Below are 14,716 nucleotides of genomic sequence, written 5' to 3'. Positions count from 1 at the left end.
TCGACGACGCCGGTGTGGTGGAGTCAGCCAATCAGATCGAGCGGGAGGGGGCTTCCATGGCGCAGACGACCGTCGAGGGCATCGAGGGCGTGCAGGGACTGGTCGGCCAGCACCTGGGCTACAGCGACTGGGTGGAGATCACCCAGGGGCAGGTGAACCGGTTCGCGGAGGCCACCGGCGACCACCAGTGGATCCACGTCGACCCTGAGCGCGCGAAGAAGGAGAGCCCGTTCGGCGGCCCCATCGCGCACGGCTACCTGACACTGTCGCTCATCCCCTCGTTGATGCCGCAGATCATCGAGATCACGGGCTTCCGGATGGGTGTCAACTACGGCACGGAGAAGGTGCGCTTCCCCTCGCCGGTGCCCGTGGGCGCGCGCGTGCGGGCCGGCGCCACCCTCGAGGCGGCCACTCCGTTCGAGGGCGGCATCGCCATGAACCTCGGCGTCACGATGGAGATCGACGGCGGCACCAAGCCGGCGATGGTCGCCACCGTCGTCTACCGCCGCTACCTCTGACGCCCGCCTGAGGCATAGGAACCTATACATGCGTTTCGGGCCCGAATACGCATGTATAGGTTCCTATGCCTGGTGCCCGGTGGAGCGGATCAGTCGACGAGGGCCTGGTTGACCAGGGCGCGCAGGTAGTTGCGGATCGGCAGGGTGCTCGAGGGCAGGAGCTGCGTGTAGAAGCTGACGGTGATGTCCTCGACCGGGTCGACGTAGAACGCCGTGGACGCCGCGCCGCCCCAGCTGTAGTCGCCGAGGCTGGAGACGACGCCGTACTTCGCGGGGTCGATCACCATCGAGAAACCGAGGCCGAAGCCCACCCCGCGCAGCGGCGTCTCGGCGAACACGGGCCGGCCGAAGGCCTCGATGTCGGCGTTGCCCGGCAGGTGGTTGCGGGTCATGTAGGCGATCGTGCGCGATCCCAGCAGCCGCCCGCCGTCGTAGGAGCCCCCACGGCGGAGCAGCTCGACGAACCGCAGGTAGTCACCTGCCGTGGAGACCAGCCCGCCACCGCCGGAGAGGAACGCGGGCTTGCTGTGCGCGGCCTGGCCCATGGCGTCGATCGGCGCGAAACCGGTGGCAGCGCCCCCCGGCTGCCCGGGGACGGCGGCGTACAGGCGGGCCAGCGTCTCGAGGTCATCCCCCTCGCGCAGACCGAAGGACGTGTCCCGCATGCCCAGGGGCGCGAAGATCCGCTGCTCGAAGAACTCGTCGAGGGGCTGACCGGAGAGCACCTCGACCAGCCGGCCGAGGACGTCGGTGGAGACGCCGTAGTTCCACTCGCTGCCCGGCTGGAAGAGCAGCGGGACCGACGCCCACTGGCGGCACACCTCGGCGGTGTCGGCGCCCGGCGGGCTGCCCCAGTCGTGGCCCATCGCCCGGTACATCGCGTCGACCGGGTGCGTGTTGTGGAAGCCGTAGGTGAGCCCGGACGTGTGGGTGAGCAGGTGCCGGACGCGGATCGGCTCCACCTGCGGCACGGTGACCGGCCGCTGGGACGAACCGGCCACGTAGACGCGGGTCTCGGCGAACTCGGGCAGCCACTTCGCGATCGGGTCGCCCAGCTCGAACGCGCCCTCCTCGTACAGCATCATCGCCGCGACGGAGGTGACCGGCTTGGTCATCGAGAAGATCCGCCAGCGGGTGTCCTCCTCCACCGGCAGGCCGTCCTCGACATCGCGCAGCCCCTGGCGGCCGACGTGCACGAGCCTGCCGTGCCGGGCCACCGTGACGAGGAATCCGGGCAGCTGCCCGTCGTCGACCCAGCGGGCCAGCCGCCGGTCGATCCGCCCGAGCCGGGCCGGGTCGAAGCCCACCTCGGCCGGATCGGTGCTGACGGTCAGATCACTGCCCACATGAACCTCCGGTGGCCCGAACGCCGTCCGCCGTCGGGCGGCGCCTGTACCCGCATCCTGACCCACGACGTTGTGGGCCGGACCACACGGGGTCAGGCAGCCGCCCGACGGCGGAGGTGGCGCAGGAAGACGTCCGGCTCAGACCGGAACGGAGCTGGCGGCCTTCTTGAGGTTCGAGCCGGCGGTCACCTTGACGGTGTTGGCGGCGGGGATGTCGATCGACTCACCGGTCTGCGGGTTGCGGCCGGTGCGCGCCGAGCGCTGCGTGCGCTCGACGGTCAGCAGGCCGGAGACGGCGACCTTCTCGCCGCGGGTGATCGCCTCGACGAGCTCGTCCTGCAGCCCGGCGAGGACCGAGTCCACGGTGGAGGCCGGGACGTCGGCGCGCTTGGCGATGGCGGAGACCAGTTCGGCCTTGTTCATGAGGTTCCTCTCGTGTGTGCGGTGGCAGGTGCCAGGGCTCGGCACGCGGCCGGCTCCGTCCCCCGGTGGGGACCTTCCCGCATCCGCGCTCGGAGCGCGGATGACCCGGGAATCCGGGACTTCCGGGAAGGCGGACCCCGCGCACCGTGCCATGTCGCCCCGGCGTCTGGCCACCCAGGGGTCCCCAAAACGGCCGCGGATGAACCGTTGACCACATCCGCACCACTCGTGCGGACGGCGGGCAGCGGCGTCCCCGCCTAGCGTGGGGACATGCCGCAGCTGCCTGGGACGGACCTGACCGTGAGCGCCCTCTGCCTGGGCGCCAACGTCTTCGGCTGGACGGCGGACGAGCCGACGTCCTTCGCGCTGCTGGACCGCTACCTCGACGCGACGCCGAGCACCGAGGCCCCGTTCGTCGACACCGCCGAGAGCTACGGCGACGGCACGTCGGAGCGGATCCTGGGGGCGTGGATGGCCGCCCGCGGCACCCGTGACCGCGTCGTCGTCGCCACCAAGGCCTCCCGGGGCACGAAGGAGCACCCGCTGGCGGCAGCGGAGATCCGGAGCGCCGCCGAGCGGTCGCTGCGCAACCTGCAGACCGACGTCATCGACGTCTACTACGCGCACTACGACGACGAGACGACGCCGCTGGAGGAGACCGTCACCGCCTTCGACGAGCTGGTGCAGTCGGGCAAGGTCCGGTACGTGGCGGCGTCGAACTACTCGGCGGCGCGGTTGGTGGAGGCGCTGGAGACGGCGGAGAAGATCGGGAAGGCCCGGTACGCGGCGCTGCAGACGCACTACAACCTGATGGAGCGGCCCGTCTTCGAGGACGAGCTCCGCGACGTCGCGGTCGACCGGGGCCTGGGCGTGCTGCCGTACTACGGCCTGGCCAAGGGTTTCCTGACCGGCAAGTACCGCGCCGGCGAGCAGGTCGATTCACCACGGGCCACGAAGGCGTCGGCCTACGTGGGGGAGCGGGGCGACCGGGTGCTGGCAGCGCTGGCGCAGGTGGCCGACGCCCAGGGGATGCCGGTGCCGGCGGTCGCGCTGCGCTGGCTGGCCGATCAGCCGGCGGTCGTGGCGCCGATCGCCAGCGGCCGGAGCGTCGAGCAGTTGGCCGATCTGCTGCCGATGCAGGACATGGTGCTCACCGACGAGCAGCGGGCGCTCCTCGACGAGGCGTCGGCCTGAGCGGGTGGGGACGGCCGGGAGCCGCCCCCACCCGGCGCGTCAGACGCTGACGATGCGGTCCCGGACGGCCTGGACCAGCTCCGGGGTGATGTCGGTGACGCCGTGGTCGGCGGCCGCGTGGCCGGCGACCTGGCTGAAGATGCCGTCCTCGTCGGCGGCCGAGAAGCGGGCGCCGCAGCCGGGGATGACGTCTCCGCAGGCGAAGGTCTTCATGGGGTGGACTCCTTGTCGTCGTGGCGGGGGTGGTGCGTCCGGCCGGGGCGGCCGGGGGCTCTGGTCAGCGGCTCTTCCGGGCCGCGGCTGCGAGGTCCTCGATGCGCAGCAGGCCGAGCACGTGGCCCGAGGGGTCGGTGCAGAGGACCGGGTCGAAGCGGACGGCGGGCGACCGGGTGAGCGCCCGCTGCAGCGCCTCGGTGACGTCGGTCGTGGGGTGGACGCGCAGGGAGACCGGGGCCTGGTAGATCTCGCCCGTGCGCGGGTCGTGCAGCACGAGGCCGGTCGGCTCGCCCTGCGATCCGAGCAGCACCACCGGCGGGACGACGGGCATCTCGTCGTCCGGAGTGTGCTGGCGGACGGGGCGGACGAGACCGGCCACGCTGTCGGTGAGCCGCGCCCGCGCCACCTGGGCCCGGACCAGGTCGGTGGCCTCGGCAGACAGCGGCGCGAAACCCGGGCCGGGCCGGCCGAGCAGCCACCCCTGGGCCAGCGGGACGCCGAGCTGGGCGAACGCGGCGAGCTCGGCGGGCGTCTCGATCCCCTCGGCGAGCAGCCAGGCGTCGATCCGTCCCGCGAACTCCCCGAGCATCTCGGCGAGGGCGACGCGTACCGGGTCGGTGTCGGCGTCGCTCACCAGCGCACGGTCGAGCTTCACGACCTGCGGTCGCAGCGCGGCGAGCTGCTGCAGGCCCGAGTACCCGCTGCCGGCGTCGTCGAGGGCGATGAGCGCGCCGCGGTTGCGCAGGTCGTCGCACTGGCGGCGCAGGGCGGCCAGGTCGTGGACGGGTGTGTGCTCGGTGAGCTCGACGACGACGCGGCGCAGGTCCGGCCGCGCGGCGAGGGCGTGCTGCACCGGCTCCGAGCCGAGGATGTGGGGGCTGACGTTGACGGTGAGGAAGGTGTCCGGAGGCAGCGAGTCGACGGTGGCCAGCGCCTTGTGGATGGCCAGGGCCTCGAGCTCGGCGGCGATTCCGGCCTCGGCGGCGGCGGCGAACCAGACGTCGGGTCCGGAGGCGCCCGGGAAGCGGGCCAGCACCTCGTAGCCGGCGACCGTGGCGCCGGCGAGGTCGACGATCGGCTGGAAGACCAGCGTCATGTCGTCGGGGTCGGCGAGCAGCGGACGGCAGTCCGGCAGGCCCCGCGTGCGCGTACGCAACATGTCCTCGACATCGGTCGTTGCGGATGATCTCTTGAGTGCCGCGGCGCGGTGTCTGACCCCGAGGGGTGCGTGGTGCGGGCGCGGCTGTCGGTTCCGGCGCGCCGCCGTGGAAGCATGTGGCCGCCGGAAGTCCGCTCAGGACGCCGCCAGGAGTCGGGGAAGGGGGGCGTGTGTCCGCTCAGGATGCTCTGCTGCCACCTGAGGACGGCGTGCTGCACGACCCGCACCGGGTGGCGGCCGCGCGCCGGCTGCTCGTGGAGGTGCCGGGGGCGGCAGCGTTCGACCGGCTCTCCCGCCTGGCCGCCCGGCTGGTCGGTGCCGGCCACGCCAAGGTCACGATCTTCACCGACGAGGACACCGTCATCGGTGGCTACGGGCTGCCGCCCGGCGTCATCGGGGGGCCGGCGCTGCTGACCGGCGCCCTCTCCGCCATCGTCGTCCAGCAGGGCAGTCCGCTGAACCTGCCCGACGCGGGGTCGGACCTGCGCATCGCCCACCTGCCGGCCGTGACATCGGGCCAGGTGCGCGCCTACCTGGGCTCACCGCTCGTGGCGGCGTCCGGGCACCTCATCGGCGCCCTGGCCGTCTACGACCCCGTGCCGCGGCCGTGGACCGACGACGACGCGGAGCTGCTCATGCAGCTGGCCACGTCGGTGACCGCCGAGCTCGAGCTCTCGGCCGCCCGGTCCGCGATCGGCACGTCGCTGGCCCGGCTGGAGGTGGCGCTGGAGGCCAGCTCGATCGGCATCTGGGAGAGCGACCTGAAGACCGGCGCCGTCATCTGGGACGAGCGCTGCGCCGCGCTCTTCGGGCTCCACGGCGCGACCCAGTTCGCGACGCTGGACGAGCTGCTGGAGGGCTACGTCCATCCCGACGACCGGGCCGCCGTCGTCGCGCCCATGGAGACCGCACACGCCGAAGGCGGCCAGTACACCAGCGAGCTGCGCGCGCTCCGCGCCGACGGTGCCGAACGGTGGATGGTGGCCCGCGGGCGCATCATCACCGATGCGCGCGGCGAGCCGGTGCGGATGCTCGGCACGATGCTCGACGTCACCGATGCTCGCCGGCAGGCAGCTCAGCGGCTGTCGGCGGTGCAGCGGGCGGCGGCGATCGCCGAGGTCGCGGCGGAGCTGGCCAACGCCAACCGGATCGACCAGCTGGCCGGGGTCACGCTGCGGGGGGCGCAGGTCCTGGGTGCTTCCTCCAGCGGCCTGGCCGTGCTCGAGTCCGACGGCGTGCTGCGCATGCACCTGTCGAGCGAGCTGGCCCAGGCCGTGCGCACGGTGGCGTCCGACGTCGAGCTGACGCCGCACGGGGTGGAGGTTGCGCTCGACGACGCCGGACCCACCCAGTACGTGGCCCGGCGGGGGACGCGGCTGCTCTTCACCGACCGCCGGGCGCTGGTCGACCGGTTCCCCGACAGCGAGGAGGGTGCGACGCTGCTCGGCGTCGAGGCCCTGGCGGCGCTGCCGCTGCGCGTCGAGGGCCGGCTGCTCGGCAGCTTCGTCGCCGTGTGGAGCACCGCCCATGAGTTCACCGCCGACGACATCGAGGTGCTCGAGGCCCTGACCGCGCAGATCGCGCTCACCGCCTCACGTCTGCAGGCCGCCGCCGAGCGCACGGCCGCCGTCGCGGCGATGACCGCGGCCAACCAGCGCCTGCAGCTACTGGCCGATGCCGGCCGCCTGCTGTCGAACACCCTGGACGTCTCCGAGCAGCTGGCGCGCCTGGCCTCCCTCGTCGTCCCCTCCCTCGGCGACTGGTGCTGGATCGTCACCGGCGACGACCACGGCCAGATGCGTGAGACCGCGTCGGCGCACCGCGACCCGTCCCGGGCGGACGAGGTGGCCGCCTACGTCGCGCTGATGACCGCGACGGCCACCGACGAGAGCGCACCGCGGATCGTCCATCGCACCGGTCAGCCGCTGGTCATCCCCGAGCTGCGGCCGGAGCGCATCGCCCGGTCGCTGTCCGATCCCGCCGCCCGTGAGGCGCTGCGGTCGCTGGCCCCGACCGCGGTCGCAGCCGTGCCCCTGGTCACGCGCGGCGAGACGCTGGGCGTGCTGTGCCTGCTCAATGGTGCCGAGCGGGGGCCGCACACCGCCGACGAGATCGAGACCGCGCTGGAGATCGGCCGGCGGGCCGGCCTCGCCCTGCACCAGGCGCAGCTCTACCTCCAGCAGCGCGACCTCGCCGTCGCGCTGCAGCGCAGCATGCTCACCGCGCCCCCGGAGCCCGACCACAGCGAGATCGCCGTCCGCTACGTGCCGGCCGCCGAGGGCGCTGAGATCGGCGGCGACTGGTACGACGCGTTCCTGCAGTCCGACGGCGCGACGGTGCTGGCGATCGGCGACGTCGTCGGCCACGACACCCGAGCGGCTGCGGCGATGGGTCAGGTGCGCGGCCTGCTCCGCGGCATCGCGTACTCCAGCGGCCACGGGCCGGCCGACGTGCTGGCCGGCCTCGACCGCGCCGTCGAGGGCCTGGCGCTGGACACGATGGCGACGGCGCTGGTCGCCCGCCTCGAACAGGAGCAGGACGACCTCCGGGCCCGCCGCGCCGTGCTCCGGTGGTCGAGTGCGGGGCACCCGCCGGCGGCCGTGCTGACCGCCGACGGGAAGGCCCACCTGCTCGACGAGCACCCCGACCTGCTGCTGGGCGTGTCCCCGGACCAGCAGCGCCACGAGCACACCACGGCCCTCGAGGCCGGTGCGACGGTGTTCCTGTACACCGACGGGCTCGTGGAGCGGCGGGACCGGGACGTCGATGCCGGTACCGCCGAGCTGGTCGCCGTGCTCGAGATGTGTGCCGGCATGTCCCTCGACGACCTCTGCGACGAGGTGCTCGAGCGGCTCTTCCTGCCCGACGCGGAGGACGACGTGGCCATCCTCGCCATCCGGCTGCACCCGCAGGACCGGCCGCGCCCGGCGGAGGCCGGCCCCCAGCAGGTCCCGGCGAGCATCGAGCCGGTGCCCGACGTTCTCCCCGGGGCCGGTACCGAGGCCTGACCGGGCGGCCGAGGACGCCGTCGGTCACGGGCCCTCATCTCGCACAGTCGTGCTCTGCCCCGCTCAGGACCCTGTCGCCGCCGGCAGCGGTGCCGACGTCGTGCGGGTTGAGCCGCCCGCCCTGACGTTGAGCCGGGTCATGGCGCGGCCTAACGGCCGTTCAGGCGGCTTGACGTGCCGTTGTTGCCCGGCGCCGGCGCTCCTGCTGTGCGCGATCGTGGCCACGCGGCGGCGTGTACGGCAACACGCACAGCAATAGGCCAACAGGGTCGCTCAGCGGGCAGGGCACCACTGTGCGGGAAAGCCGCCCGCTCGGGCGGTGACGTGCTGGAACGGCCACCGTTCAGGGCCCCGCGCCGAGCGTGCGAGGTGTGGCGTGCTGGCCCTCTTGCTACTGGGCGGGGGCGACCTCCAGGTCGGTGGCGGTGCCCTGCGGGGTGTCCTCTCCGTTCTGCGTCCGCAGCTCGGCGTCGCGGGCGGCCATCGCCTCCTGGCGGTCGGCCTCCTCCTCGAGGATCCGCGCGGCCTTCCACTCGGCCGGGATGGCGAACCCGTCGACCAGGGTGATCAGGTGCGGCCGCAGCTCCTTGAGCAGCTGGTTGACCGTGGCGGTCAGCAGCTTGGCGCGGGCGGCGGTGAGCTGCCCGTGCTCGAGGAACCAGGCCTTGTCCGCCTCGATCGTCGACAGCGCGTAGAGGTCGCAGACCGTGTCCAGCAGCACCTTGGCCGCGGGGTCCTCGGTGCGGTCGACGCCGGCGACGAAGGCCTCGAGGACGACGCGGTCGATGTGCGTCTGCGCCGTCTTCAGCACGTGGTCCTGGACGTCGTTGAACATGTCGAACGGCGCCATGCCGTCGGTGGTCGAGTTCTTCCGCAGCCGCCGGATCGCGCCCTCGAGGGCGTGCTTCTCGCGGAACTCGAACATCTTCAGCTGCCACCCGCGCTCGAGCATCGGGACGTCGTCCACCCCGGGCACCGCGTCGACCAGCCGGGCGATCAGCGCACGCGCCGCCGTCCGCTCCAGCACGGTCTCCCGCACCATGTCGGCGATGAACCCGACCTTGCCCCAGCCCTCCAGGGAGCCGAACGCGTCGCGGTAGCCGGTGAGCAGCCCCTTGGCGACCAGCTGCAGCAGGACGGTGTTGTCGCCCTCGAAGGTGGTGAAGACGTCGGTGTCGGCCTTGAGGTGCGGCAGCCGGTTCTCCTGCAGGTAGCCGGCCCCGCCGCAGGCCTCGCGGCACATCTGGATGGTCGCCGTCGCGTGCGCGGTCTGGGCCACCTTGAGCCCGGCGGCCCGCGACTCCAGCTCCCGCTGGGCCTCCTCGTCGATCTGCTCGCCGTGCACGTGGACGGCGGTCTGGACGTCGTGCATCGTCTCGACCAGCGTGTTCTGCGCGAAGTGCAGCGCGTAGGTCCTGGCCAGCGCCGGCAGCAGCTTGCGCTGGTGCACCAGGTAGTCGTTGATGACGATCTCGCGGTCCTCGCCGGGCGCGGCGAACTGGCGACGGACGTCGCCGTACCGGACCGCGATGTCGAGCGCCATCTTGGTGGCCGAGGAGGCCGAGCCACCGACGCTGACCCGTCCGCGCACCAGCGTGCCGAGCATGGTGAAGAAGCGCCGGGTCTCGTTCTCGATGCTCGAGGTGTACGTGCCGTCGGCCGCGACCTGGCCGTACCGGTCCAGCAGCATGTCGCGCGGGACCTGCACGTGGTCGAACGTGAGCCGGCCGTTGTCCACGCCGGGCAGGCCGGCCTTCGGGCCGTCGTCCCCGATCGTGACGCCCTCGCAGGGCGAGCCGTCCCCGTTCCGGATCGGCACCAGCCAGGCGTGCACACCGTGGTTCTTCCCCTGGGTGATCAGCTGCGCGAAGACCACGGCAAGGCGCCCGTCCTCGGCCGCGTTGCCGATGTAGTCCTTGCGCGCGGCCTGGTGCGGGGTGTGCAGGTCGAAGCACTCCGTGGCCGGGTCGTAGGTGCACGTCGTCCGCAGCTGCTGGACGTCGGAGCCGTGGCCGGTCTCGGTCATCGCGAAGCAGCCGGGCAGGTCGAAGCTCATCACGTCGCGCAGGTACTCCTCGTGGTGCCGGCGGGTGCCGAGCAGCTCCAGGGCACCGCCGAACAGCCCCCACTGGACGCCGGCCTTCACCATCAGCGACAGGTCGCCGAACGCCAGCATCTCGATGGAGATCACCGAGGCGCCGGAGTCGGCCTCGCCGCCGAACTCCTTGGGGAAGCCGAGGCCGACGCGGCCGGAGTCGGCCAGCTTCTTGGCCGCCCGCGTCACCCGCTCGCGGGCCTCCTGCATCGTTTCGCCGTAGACCGGCAGGAAGTCCGGGTCGCGGAGGTTCTCGCGGGCGTCGCGGCGGATGTGGGCCCAGCGCCCGTCCATGACCTCGCGCAGCTTGCCGGGGTCCACCGACGTGGGAACGCTGCTGCTCACTTGTCCTCCTTGCTCGGGGCTTCAGGGATGGTGACGACGCCGGAGAGTCCCGCCCAGGCGAGATCGGTGAGGTGTGCGGCGAGTTCGCCGCGCAGCATGGGGCGCTCGGCGCGCAGCCACCAGTCGGCGGCCGCGCGGACCATCCCCACCACGCCGTGGCCCCAGGGCGCCGCGGGCGCCGGGTCGTGGCCGCCCTGCTGCAGGGTGACGCTGATCGCGGCCGCCACCTGCGCGCCGATGAGGTCGGACAGGCTGGTGAGCGGGTCGGTGGTCGGGCGGTCGAGGGTCTGCTGGTCGACGACGAACCGGTACAGCTCGGGGTCGGCCTCGATGAACGTCAGGTAGGTGTCGATCGCGGCGGCGACCATCCCGCGGGGATGGCCGCTGCTCTCCATCGCGTCCCGCAGCTTCGGCAGGAGCTGCGCGGCCACCCGGTTGCAGACCGCCACGTAGAGCTCGGCGCGGTCGGCGAAGTGCCGGTAGACGACGGTCTTGCTGGTGCCGGCCTCGGCCGCGATCTCGTCCATGCCGACCCCGGCGCCGTGCCGGCTGACGGCGGCCAGCGTCGCCTGGACGAGTTGTTCACGGCGCGTGCGCCGGTGCTCGTCCCACCTCGAGTCGCGGCGGTCACGGGTGTCGGCGACATTTTCCTGGGCGCGGAGGTCGTCCGCAGCCCTGTCGGGCATTGCAGTGGCCTGCGACGAGCGTCTCACCGCCTCGGCTTTCATGTGAAGCATAGTACCGCGTACTCTGAGTACCGGCCAACCCACCCGACCCCGGAGGTTCCGATGGCAGCCCTGACCCGCAAGGCCGCAATCGTCGGCGGGAACCGGATCCCGTTCGCGCGCTCCACCTCCGCCTACGCCCAGGCGTCCAACCAGGACATGCTCACCGCGACGATCGACGGCCTGGTCGCCCGCTTCGGGCTGCAGGGCAAGCAGTTGGGCGAGGTCGTCGCCGGCGCCGTCCTCAAGCACGCCCGCGACTTCAACCTGACGCGGGAGTCCGTGCTCGGGTCGAAGCTCTCGGCCACCACCCCGGCCTACGACGTGCAGCAGGCGTGCGGCACCGGCCTCGAGGCCGCGATCCTCGTCGCCAACAAGATCGCGCTGGGTCAGATCGAGTCCGGCATCGCCGGCGGCGTCGACACCACCTCCGACGCGCCGCTGGCCGTCGGCGACGACCTGCGGCGGGTGCTCATCTCCCTGAACAACGCCAGGACGCTGCAGGACCGGCTGAAGGCGATCGGCAGGATCCGCCCCGGTCAGCTCGTCCCCGAGATCCCGCGCAACGCCGAGCCGCGCACCGGCCTGGCCATGGGCGACCACGCCGCCATCACCGCCGAGGAGTGGCAGATCGGCCGCGAGGAGCAGGACGAGCTCGCCGTCCGCTCGCACCGGAACATGGCCGCCGCCTACGACCGCGGCTTCTTCGACGACCTGGTCACCCCGTTCCTGGGGCTGGCTCGCGACAACAACCTGCGGCCGGACTCCTCGGTCGAGAAGCTCGCGAAGCTCGAGCCGGTCTTCGGCAAGGGGGAGGGCGCCACGATGACGGCGGGCAACTCCACGCCGCTCACCGACGGCGCCTCGACCGTGCTGCTCGCCTCCGACGAGTGGGCCGCCGAGAACGGCCTGCCGGTGCTCGCCCACCTGGTCGACGCGCAGACCGCCGCCGTCGACTACGTGCACGGCGGCGAGGGCCTGCTGATGGCGCCGGTCTACGCGATGCCGGTGATGCTGGCCCGCAACGGCCTGTCGCTGCAGGACTTCGACTTCTACGAGATCCACGAGGCGTTCGCCTCCACCGTGCTCGCGACGCTGAAGGCCTGGGAGGACGAGGACTTCTGCAAGACGAAGCTCGGCCTCGACGCCCCGCTGGGGCCGATCGACCCGTCGAAGCTCAACGTCAACGGCTCCTCGCTGGCCGCCGGGCACCCGTTCGCGGCGACCGGCGGCCGGATCGTCGCCCAGCTGGCCAAGCAGCTGCACGAGGCCGGCCCGGGCAAGCGTGGACTCATCTCCATCTGCGCCGCCGGCGGCCAGGGCGTCGTCGCCATCCTCGAGTCCTGACCCGAGGGGCGTTTATGGCCATAAACGCCCCGAACGCCCCGGCCGTTGGCCCCCTCCCGGCGTTTATGGCCATAAACGCTCTCCTCTCGGAAGGAACCCCAGAACCGTGAGCGACTGGTACCGCGACTTCGCGAACTCCGGCTTCGGCACCACCATCACCGAGAACCTCGGCCTGCCCCGGCCGGCGGTCCTCCGCCGCTACGAGCCGGGCCAGCCGCTGCTGCCGGGCCCGGCGGTCATCGGCTCGGCGGGGGAGGGGCGGCTTCGTGACGCGCTGACCGAGCTCCTGCGCGCCGAGGGGGTGCACGTCCAGTCGCCGGTCACCGCCGACGGCGCGACCGACGGCGAGAAGCCGGCCGCGGTGATCCTGGACGCCACCGGTCTGCGCACCCCGGCCGACCTGGCCAGCGCGCACGACTTCCTCGCCCCCGCCGTCAAGCGGCTCCGGGCCACCGGGCGGGTGCTGATCCTGGCCGACCCGCCCTCCGACGCGGACTCCCCGGCGCAGGCGGCCGCCCGCCAGGCGCTGGACGGACTGGTCCGCTCCATCGCGAAGGAGCTCCGCGGCGGCTCGACGGCGAACCTGGTCCACGTCCCCGTGGGAGCCGAGGGCTCCATCGCCTCGCCGGTGCGGTTCTTCCTCTCCGGCCGCTCGGCCTACGTCGACGGCCAGGTCATGAGCGTCTCCTCGGCCGACATCCCGGTCGCCGCCGACGACGAGAAGCCGCTGGCCGGCAAGGTCGCCGTCGTCACCGGTGCCGCGCGCGGCATCGGCGCCGCGATCGCGAAGGTCATGGCCCGGGACGGCGCGCACGTCGTCGCCGTCGACATCCCCGCCGCCGGCGACAAGCTGGCCGAGGTCGCCAACGAGATCGGCGGGACGGCGCTGCAGCTCGACATCACCGCGTCCGACGCGGCCCAGCGGCTGATCGAGCACCTCGAGGAGCGGCACGGCGGGGTCGACGTCGTCGTCCACAACGCCGGGATCACCCGCGACAAGCTGCTGGTCAACATGGACGCCGCCCGCTGGAACTCCGTCATGGCGGTCAACCTCCAGGCGATGCTGGACATCACCCAGGCGCTGCTGGACGGCGACGTCTTCAAGCCGGGCGCGCGGGTCGTCTGCGTGAGCTCGCAATCGGGCATCGCCGGCAACCGCGGGCAGACCAACTACGCGGCGAGCAAGGCCGGCGTCATCGGCATGGTGCGGGCGTGGGCGCCGCAGTTCGCCGAGCGGAACGCCACGATCAACGCCGTCGCGCCGGGCTTCATCGTCACCGAGATGACGGCGAAGATGCCCTTCGGCACCCGCGAGATCGGCTCGCGGATCAACTCGCTGCAGCAGGGCGGGCTGCCGGTCGACGTCGCCGAGACGATCGCCTGGCTGACGCAGCCGGGCAGCGCCGGTGTCAACGGCCAGACCGTGCGGGTCTGCGGCCAGTCGATGCTGGGCGCCTGACATGGCCGTCACCGTCCTGGACGAGGCGCCGAACCTCGGCAAGCTGTACGCGAAGGCCGCCGTCACGGCACGGGGACGGGGCGGCGACCTCCCCGACACCCACCTCGCGCGCAGGGGCGTCCAGGTCGATCCGGCCCACCTCGCCGCGTACACGCGGGTCTGCCGGCTGCCGCTGAACGACGTCCTGCCAGCGACGTACCCGCACATGCTCACCTTCCCGCTGCAGATGGCGCTGATGAGCGACCGCTCGTTCCCCCTGGCGCTGCCGGGGCTGGTGCACGTGCGCAACCGGATCGACGTGCTGTGGCCGGTCGGCGCCGACGCCCGGCTGGACCTCGAGGTGTGGGCCGAGAACTTCGCGACCCACCGCAGTGGCGCCGCCGTCGACCTGTGCGCGGCGGCCACGGCCGGCGGCCAGGAGGTGTGGCGCTCGCGCTCCACCTACCTCTCCCGCGGCGCGAAGGCGCCCGAGGGCGCGCCGGAGGCCGACGTCGAGGTCGCCGTCGGCGACCTGGAGCGGGCGGCCGCCACCTGGCGGATCCCGGACGACGCCGGACGCCGCTACGCCAAGGTCTCCGGCGACGTGAACCCGATCCACCTGTCGGGACTGACCGCGAAGGCGTTCGGCTTCAAGCGGGCGATCGCCCACGGCATGTGGGTGAAGGCCCGCGTGCTGGGAGCGTTGGCGGGCCGGCTGCCGGACGCGCTGAGCATCGACGTCGAATTCCGCAAGCCGCTGTTCCTGCCGTCGACCGTCACCCTGTCCACGGCGCAGGCCGACGGCGGCTGGGACGCCGCCGTCCGCAACGCCACGAGCGGCACCGAGCACGTCGTCGCGACGATCCGCCCCGCCTGACCGCAGGCATAGGAACCTTTACCCC

12 protein-coding genes are annotated in these 14,716 nt (G+C 72.8%); 6 read left to right on the top strand and 6 right to left on the bottom strand.

Features of this window, described 5'->3' with window-relative positions; genetic code table 11:
- The first annotated feature begins 56 nt into the window (after positions 1 to 56).
- Complete coding sequence (locus FHU33_RS23660; RefSeq protein ID WP_142027990.1) at positions 57 to 518, top strand: MaoC family dehydratase; 462 nt, start codon at positions 57 to 59, stop codon at positions 516 to 518.
- Between the two features lie 89 nt (positions 519 to 607).
- On the opposite strand, the gene FHU33_RS23655 is transcribed toward FHU33_RS23660, so the two are convergent.
- Both FHU33_RS23655 and FHU33_RS23650 read right to left on the bottom strand, forming a co-directional pair.
- Complete coding sequence (locus FHU33_RS23655; protein ID WP_142027989.1) at positions 608 to 1,864, bottom strand: serine hydrolase domain-containing protein; 1,257 nt, start codon at positions 1,862 to 1,864, stop codon at positions 608 to 610.
- 138 nt (positions 1,865 to 2,002) lie between these two features.
- Positions 2,003 to 2,287, bottom strand: a complete 285-nt coding sequence (locus tag FHU33_RS23650) for an HU family DNA-binding protein (RefSeq protein ID WP_026857957.1) — start codon at positions 2,285 to 2,287, stop codon at positions 2,003 to 2,005.
- Positions 2,288 to 2,557: 270 nt separating this feature from the next.
- Here FHU33_RS23650 and FHU33_RS23645 point away from each other — a divergent pair, with 270 nt between their 5' ends.
- On the top strand, positions 2,558 to 3,481 hold the full coding sequence (locus FHU33_RS23645) for an aldo/keto reductase (protein ID WP_142027988.1): 924 nt from the start codon (positions 2,558 to 2,560) through the stop codon (positions 3,479 to 3,481).
- Between the two features lie 39 nt (positions 3,482 to 3,520).
- On the opposite strand, the gene FHU33_RS23640 is transcribed toward FHU33_RS23645, so the two are convergent.
- Positions 3,521 to 3,694 carry a DUF1059 domain-containing protein gene (locus tag FHU33_RS23640; RefSeq protein WP_142027987.1) on the bottom strand — a complete coding sequence of 58 codons (174 nt, stop codon included), beginning with the start codon at positions 3,692 to 3,694 and terminating at the stop codon, positions 3,521 to 3,523.
- Positions 3,695 to 3,758: 64 nt separating this feature from the next.
- Positions 3,759 to 4,856, bottom strand: coding sequence for an EAL domain-containing protein (locus FHU33_RS23635; RefSeq protein WP_142027986.1), 1,098 nt, complete (start codon positions 4,854 to 4,856; stop codon positions 3,759 to 3,761).
- Positions 4,857 to 5,026: 170 nt separating this feature from the next.
- Here FHU33_RS23635 and FHU33_RS23630 point away from each other — a divergent pair, with 170 nt between their 5' ends.
- Positions 5,027 to 7,864 (top strand): SpoIIE family protein phosphatase, encoded by a 2,838-nt coding sequence (locus FHU33_RS23630; protein ID WP_142027985.1) that lies wholly within the window; start codon positions 5,027 to 5,029, stop codon positions 7,862 to 7,864.
- A 391-nt stretch (positions 7,865 to 8,255) separates the two neighbouring features.
- Here FHU33_RS23630 and FHU33_RS23625 read toward each other — a convergent pair whose 3' ends face one another.
- Positions 8,256 to 10,304, bottom strand: a complete 2,049-nt coding sequence (locus FHU33_RS23625; RefSeq protein ID WP_246064170.1) for an acyl-CoA dehydrogenase family protein — start codon at positions 10,302 to 10,304, stop codon at positions 8,256 to 8,258.
- Positions 10,301 to 10,990: a TetR family transcriptional regulator gene (locus FHU33_RS23620; protein WP_142027984.1), complete on the bottom strand. Its 690-nt coding sequence runs from the start codon at positions 10,988 to 10,990 to the stop codon at positions 10,301 to 10,303. The genes FHU33_RS23625 and FHU33_RS23620 overlap by 4 nt, the downstream gene beginning before the upstream one ends.
- 102 nt (positions 10,991 to 11,092) lie before the next feature.
- Here FHU33_RS23620 and FHU33_RS23615 point away from each other — a divergent pair, with 102 nt between their 5' ends.
- The 3 genes from FHU33_RS23615 to FHU33_RS23605 all read left to right on the top strand — a co-directional run bounded on the left by FHU33_RS23615 (position 11,093) and on the right by FHU33_RS23605 (position 14,691).
- Positions 11,093 to 12,376, top strand: a complete 1,284-nt coding sequence (locus tag FHU33_RS23615) for an acetyl-CoA C-acetyltransferase (protein WP_142027983.1) — start codon at positions 11,093 to 11,095, stop codon at positions 12,374 to 12,376.
- Positions 12,377 to 12,482: 106 nt separating this feature from the next.
- Entirely contained in the window at positions 12,483 to 13,835 is a 1,353-nt protein-coding gene (locus FHU33_RS23610) for a 3-oxoacyl-ACP reductase (protein ID WP_142027982.1), read from the top strand.
- A gap of 1 nt (position 13,836) precedes the next feature.
- Complete coding sequence (locus tag FHU33_RS23605) at positions 13,837 to 14,691, top strand: MaoC family dehydratase (RefSeq protein WP_142027981.1); 855 nt, start codon at positions 13,837 to 13,839, stop codon at positions 14,689 to 14,691.
- Positions 14,692 to 14,716: the final 25 nt, after the last annotated feature.

It is taken from the genome of Blastococcus colisei, from assembly GCF_006717095.1.
Classification (GTDB): domain Bacteria; phylum Actinomycetota; class Actinomycetes; order Mycobacteriales; family Geodermatophilaceae; genus Blastococcus_B; species Blastococcus_B colisei.
Note: the sequence above shows the minus strand (reverse complement) of the source record. Positions and strands in the feature narration are given on the sequence as shown.

Excerpts from the sequence above, each read along its gene's own strand:
- FHU33_RS23650 (WP_026857957.1), bottom strand. The coding sequence starts at position 2,287 with ATGAACAAGGCCGAACTGGTCTCCGCCATCGCCAAGCGCGCCGACGTC.
- FHU33_RS23620 (WP_142027984.1), bottom strand. The coding sequence starts at position 10,990 with ATGCCCGACAGGGCTGCGGACGACCTCCGCGCCCAGGAAAATGTCGCC.
- FHU33_RS23660 (WP_142027990.1), top strand. The coding sequence starts at position 57 with ATGGCGCAGACGACCGTCGAGGGCATCGAGGGCGTGCAGGGACTGGTC.
- FHU33_RS23605 (WP_142027981.1), top strand. The coding sequence starts at position 13,837 with ATGGCCGTCACCGTCCTGGACGAGGCGCCGAACCTCGGCAAGCTGTAC.
- FHU33_RS23635 (WP_142027986.1), bottom strand. The coding sequence starts at position 4,856 with ATGTTGCGTACGCGCACGCGGGGCCTGCCGGACTGCCGTCCGCTGCTC.
- FHU33_RS23645 (WP_142027988.1), top strand. The coding sequence starts at position 2,558 with ATGCCGCAGCTGCCTGGGACGGACCTGACCGTGAGCGCCCTCTGCCTG.
- FHU33_RS23640 (WP_142027987.1), bottom strand. The coding sequence starts at position 3,694 with ATGAAGACCTTCGCCTGCGGAGACGTCATCCCCGGCTGCGGCGCCCGC.
- FHU33_RS23615 (WP_142027983.1), top strand. The coding sequence starts at position 11,093 with ATGGCAGCCCTGACCCGCAAGGCCGCAATCGTCGGCGGGAACCGGATC.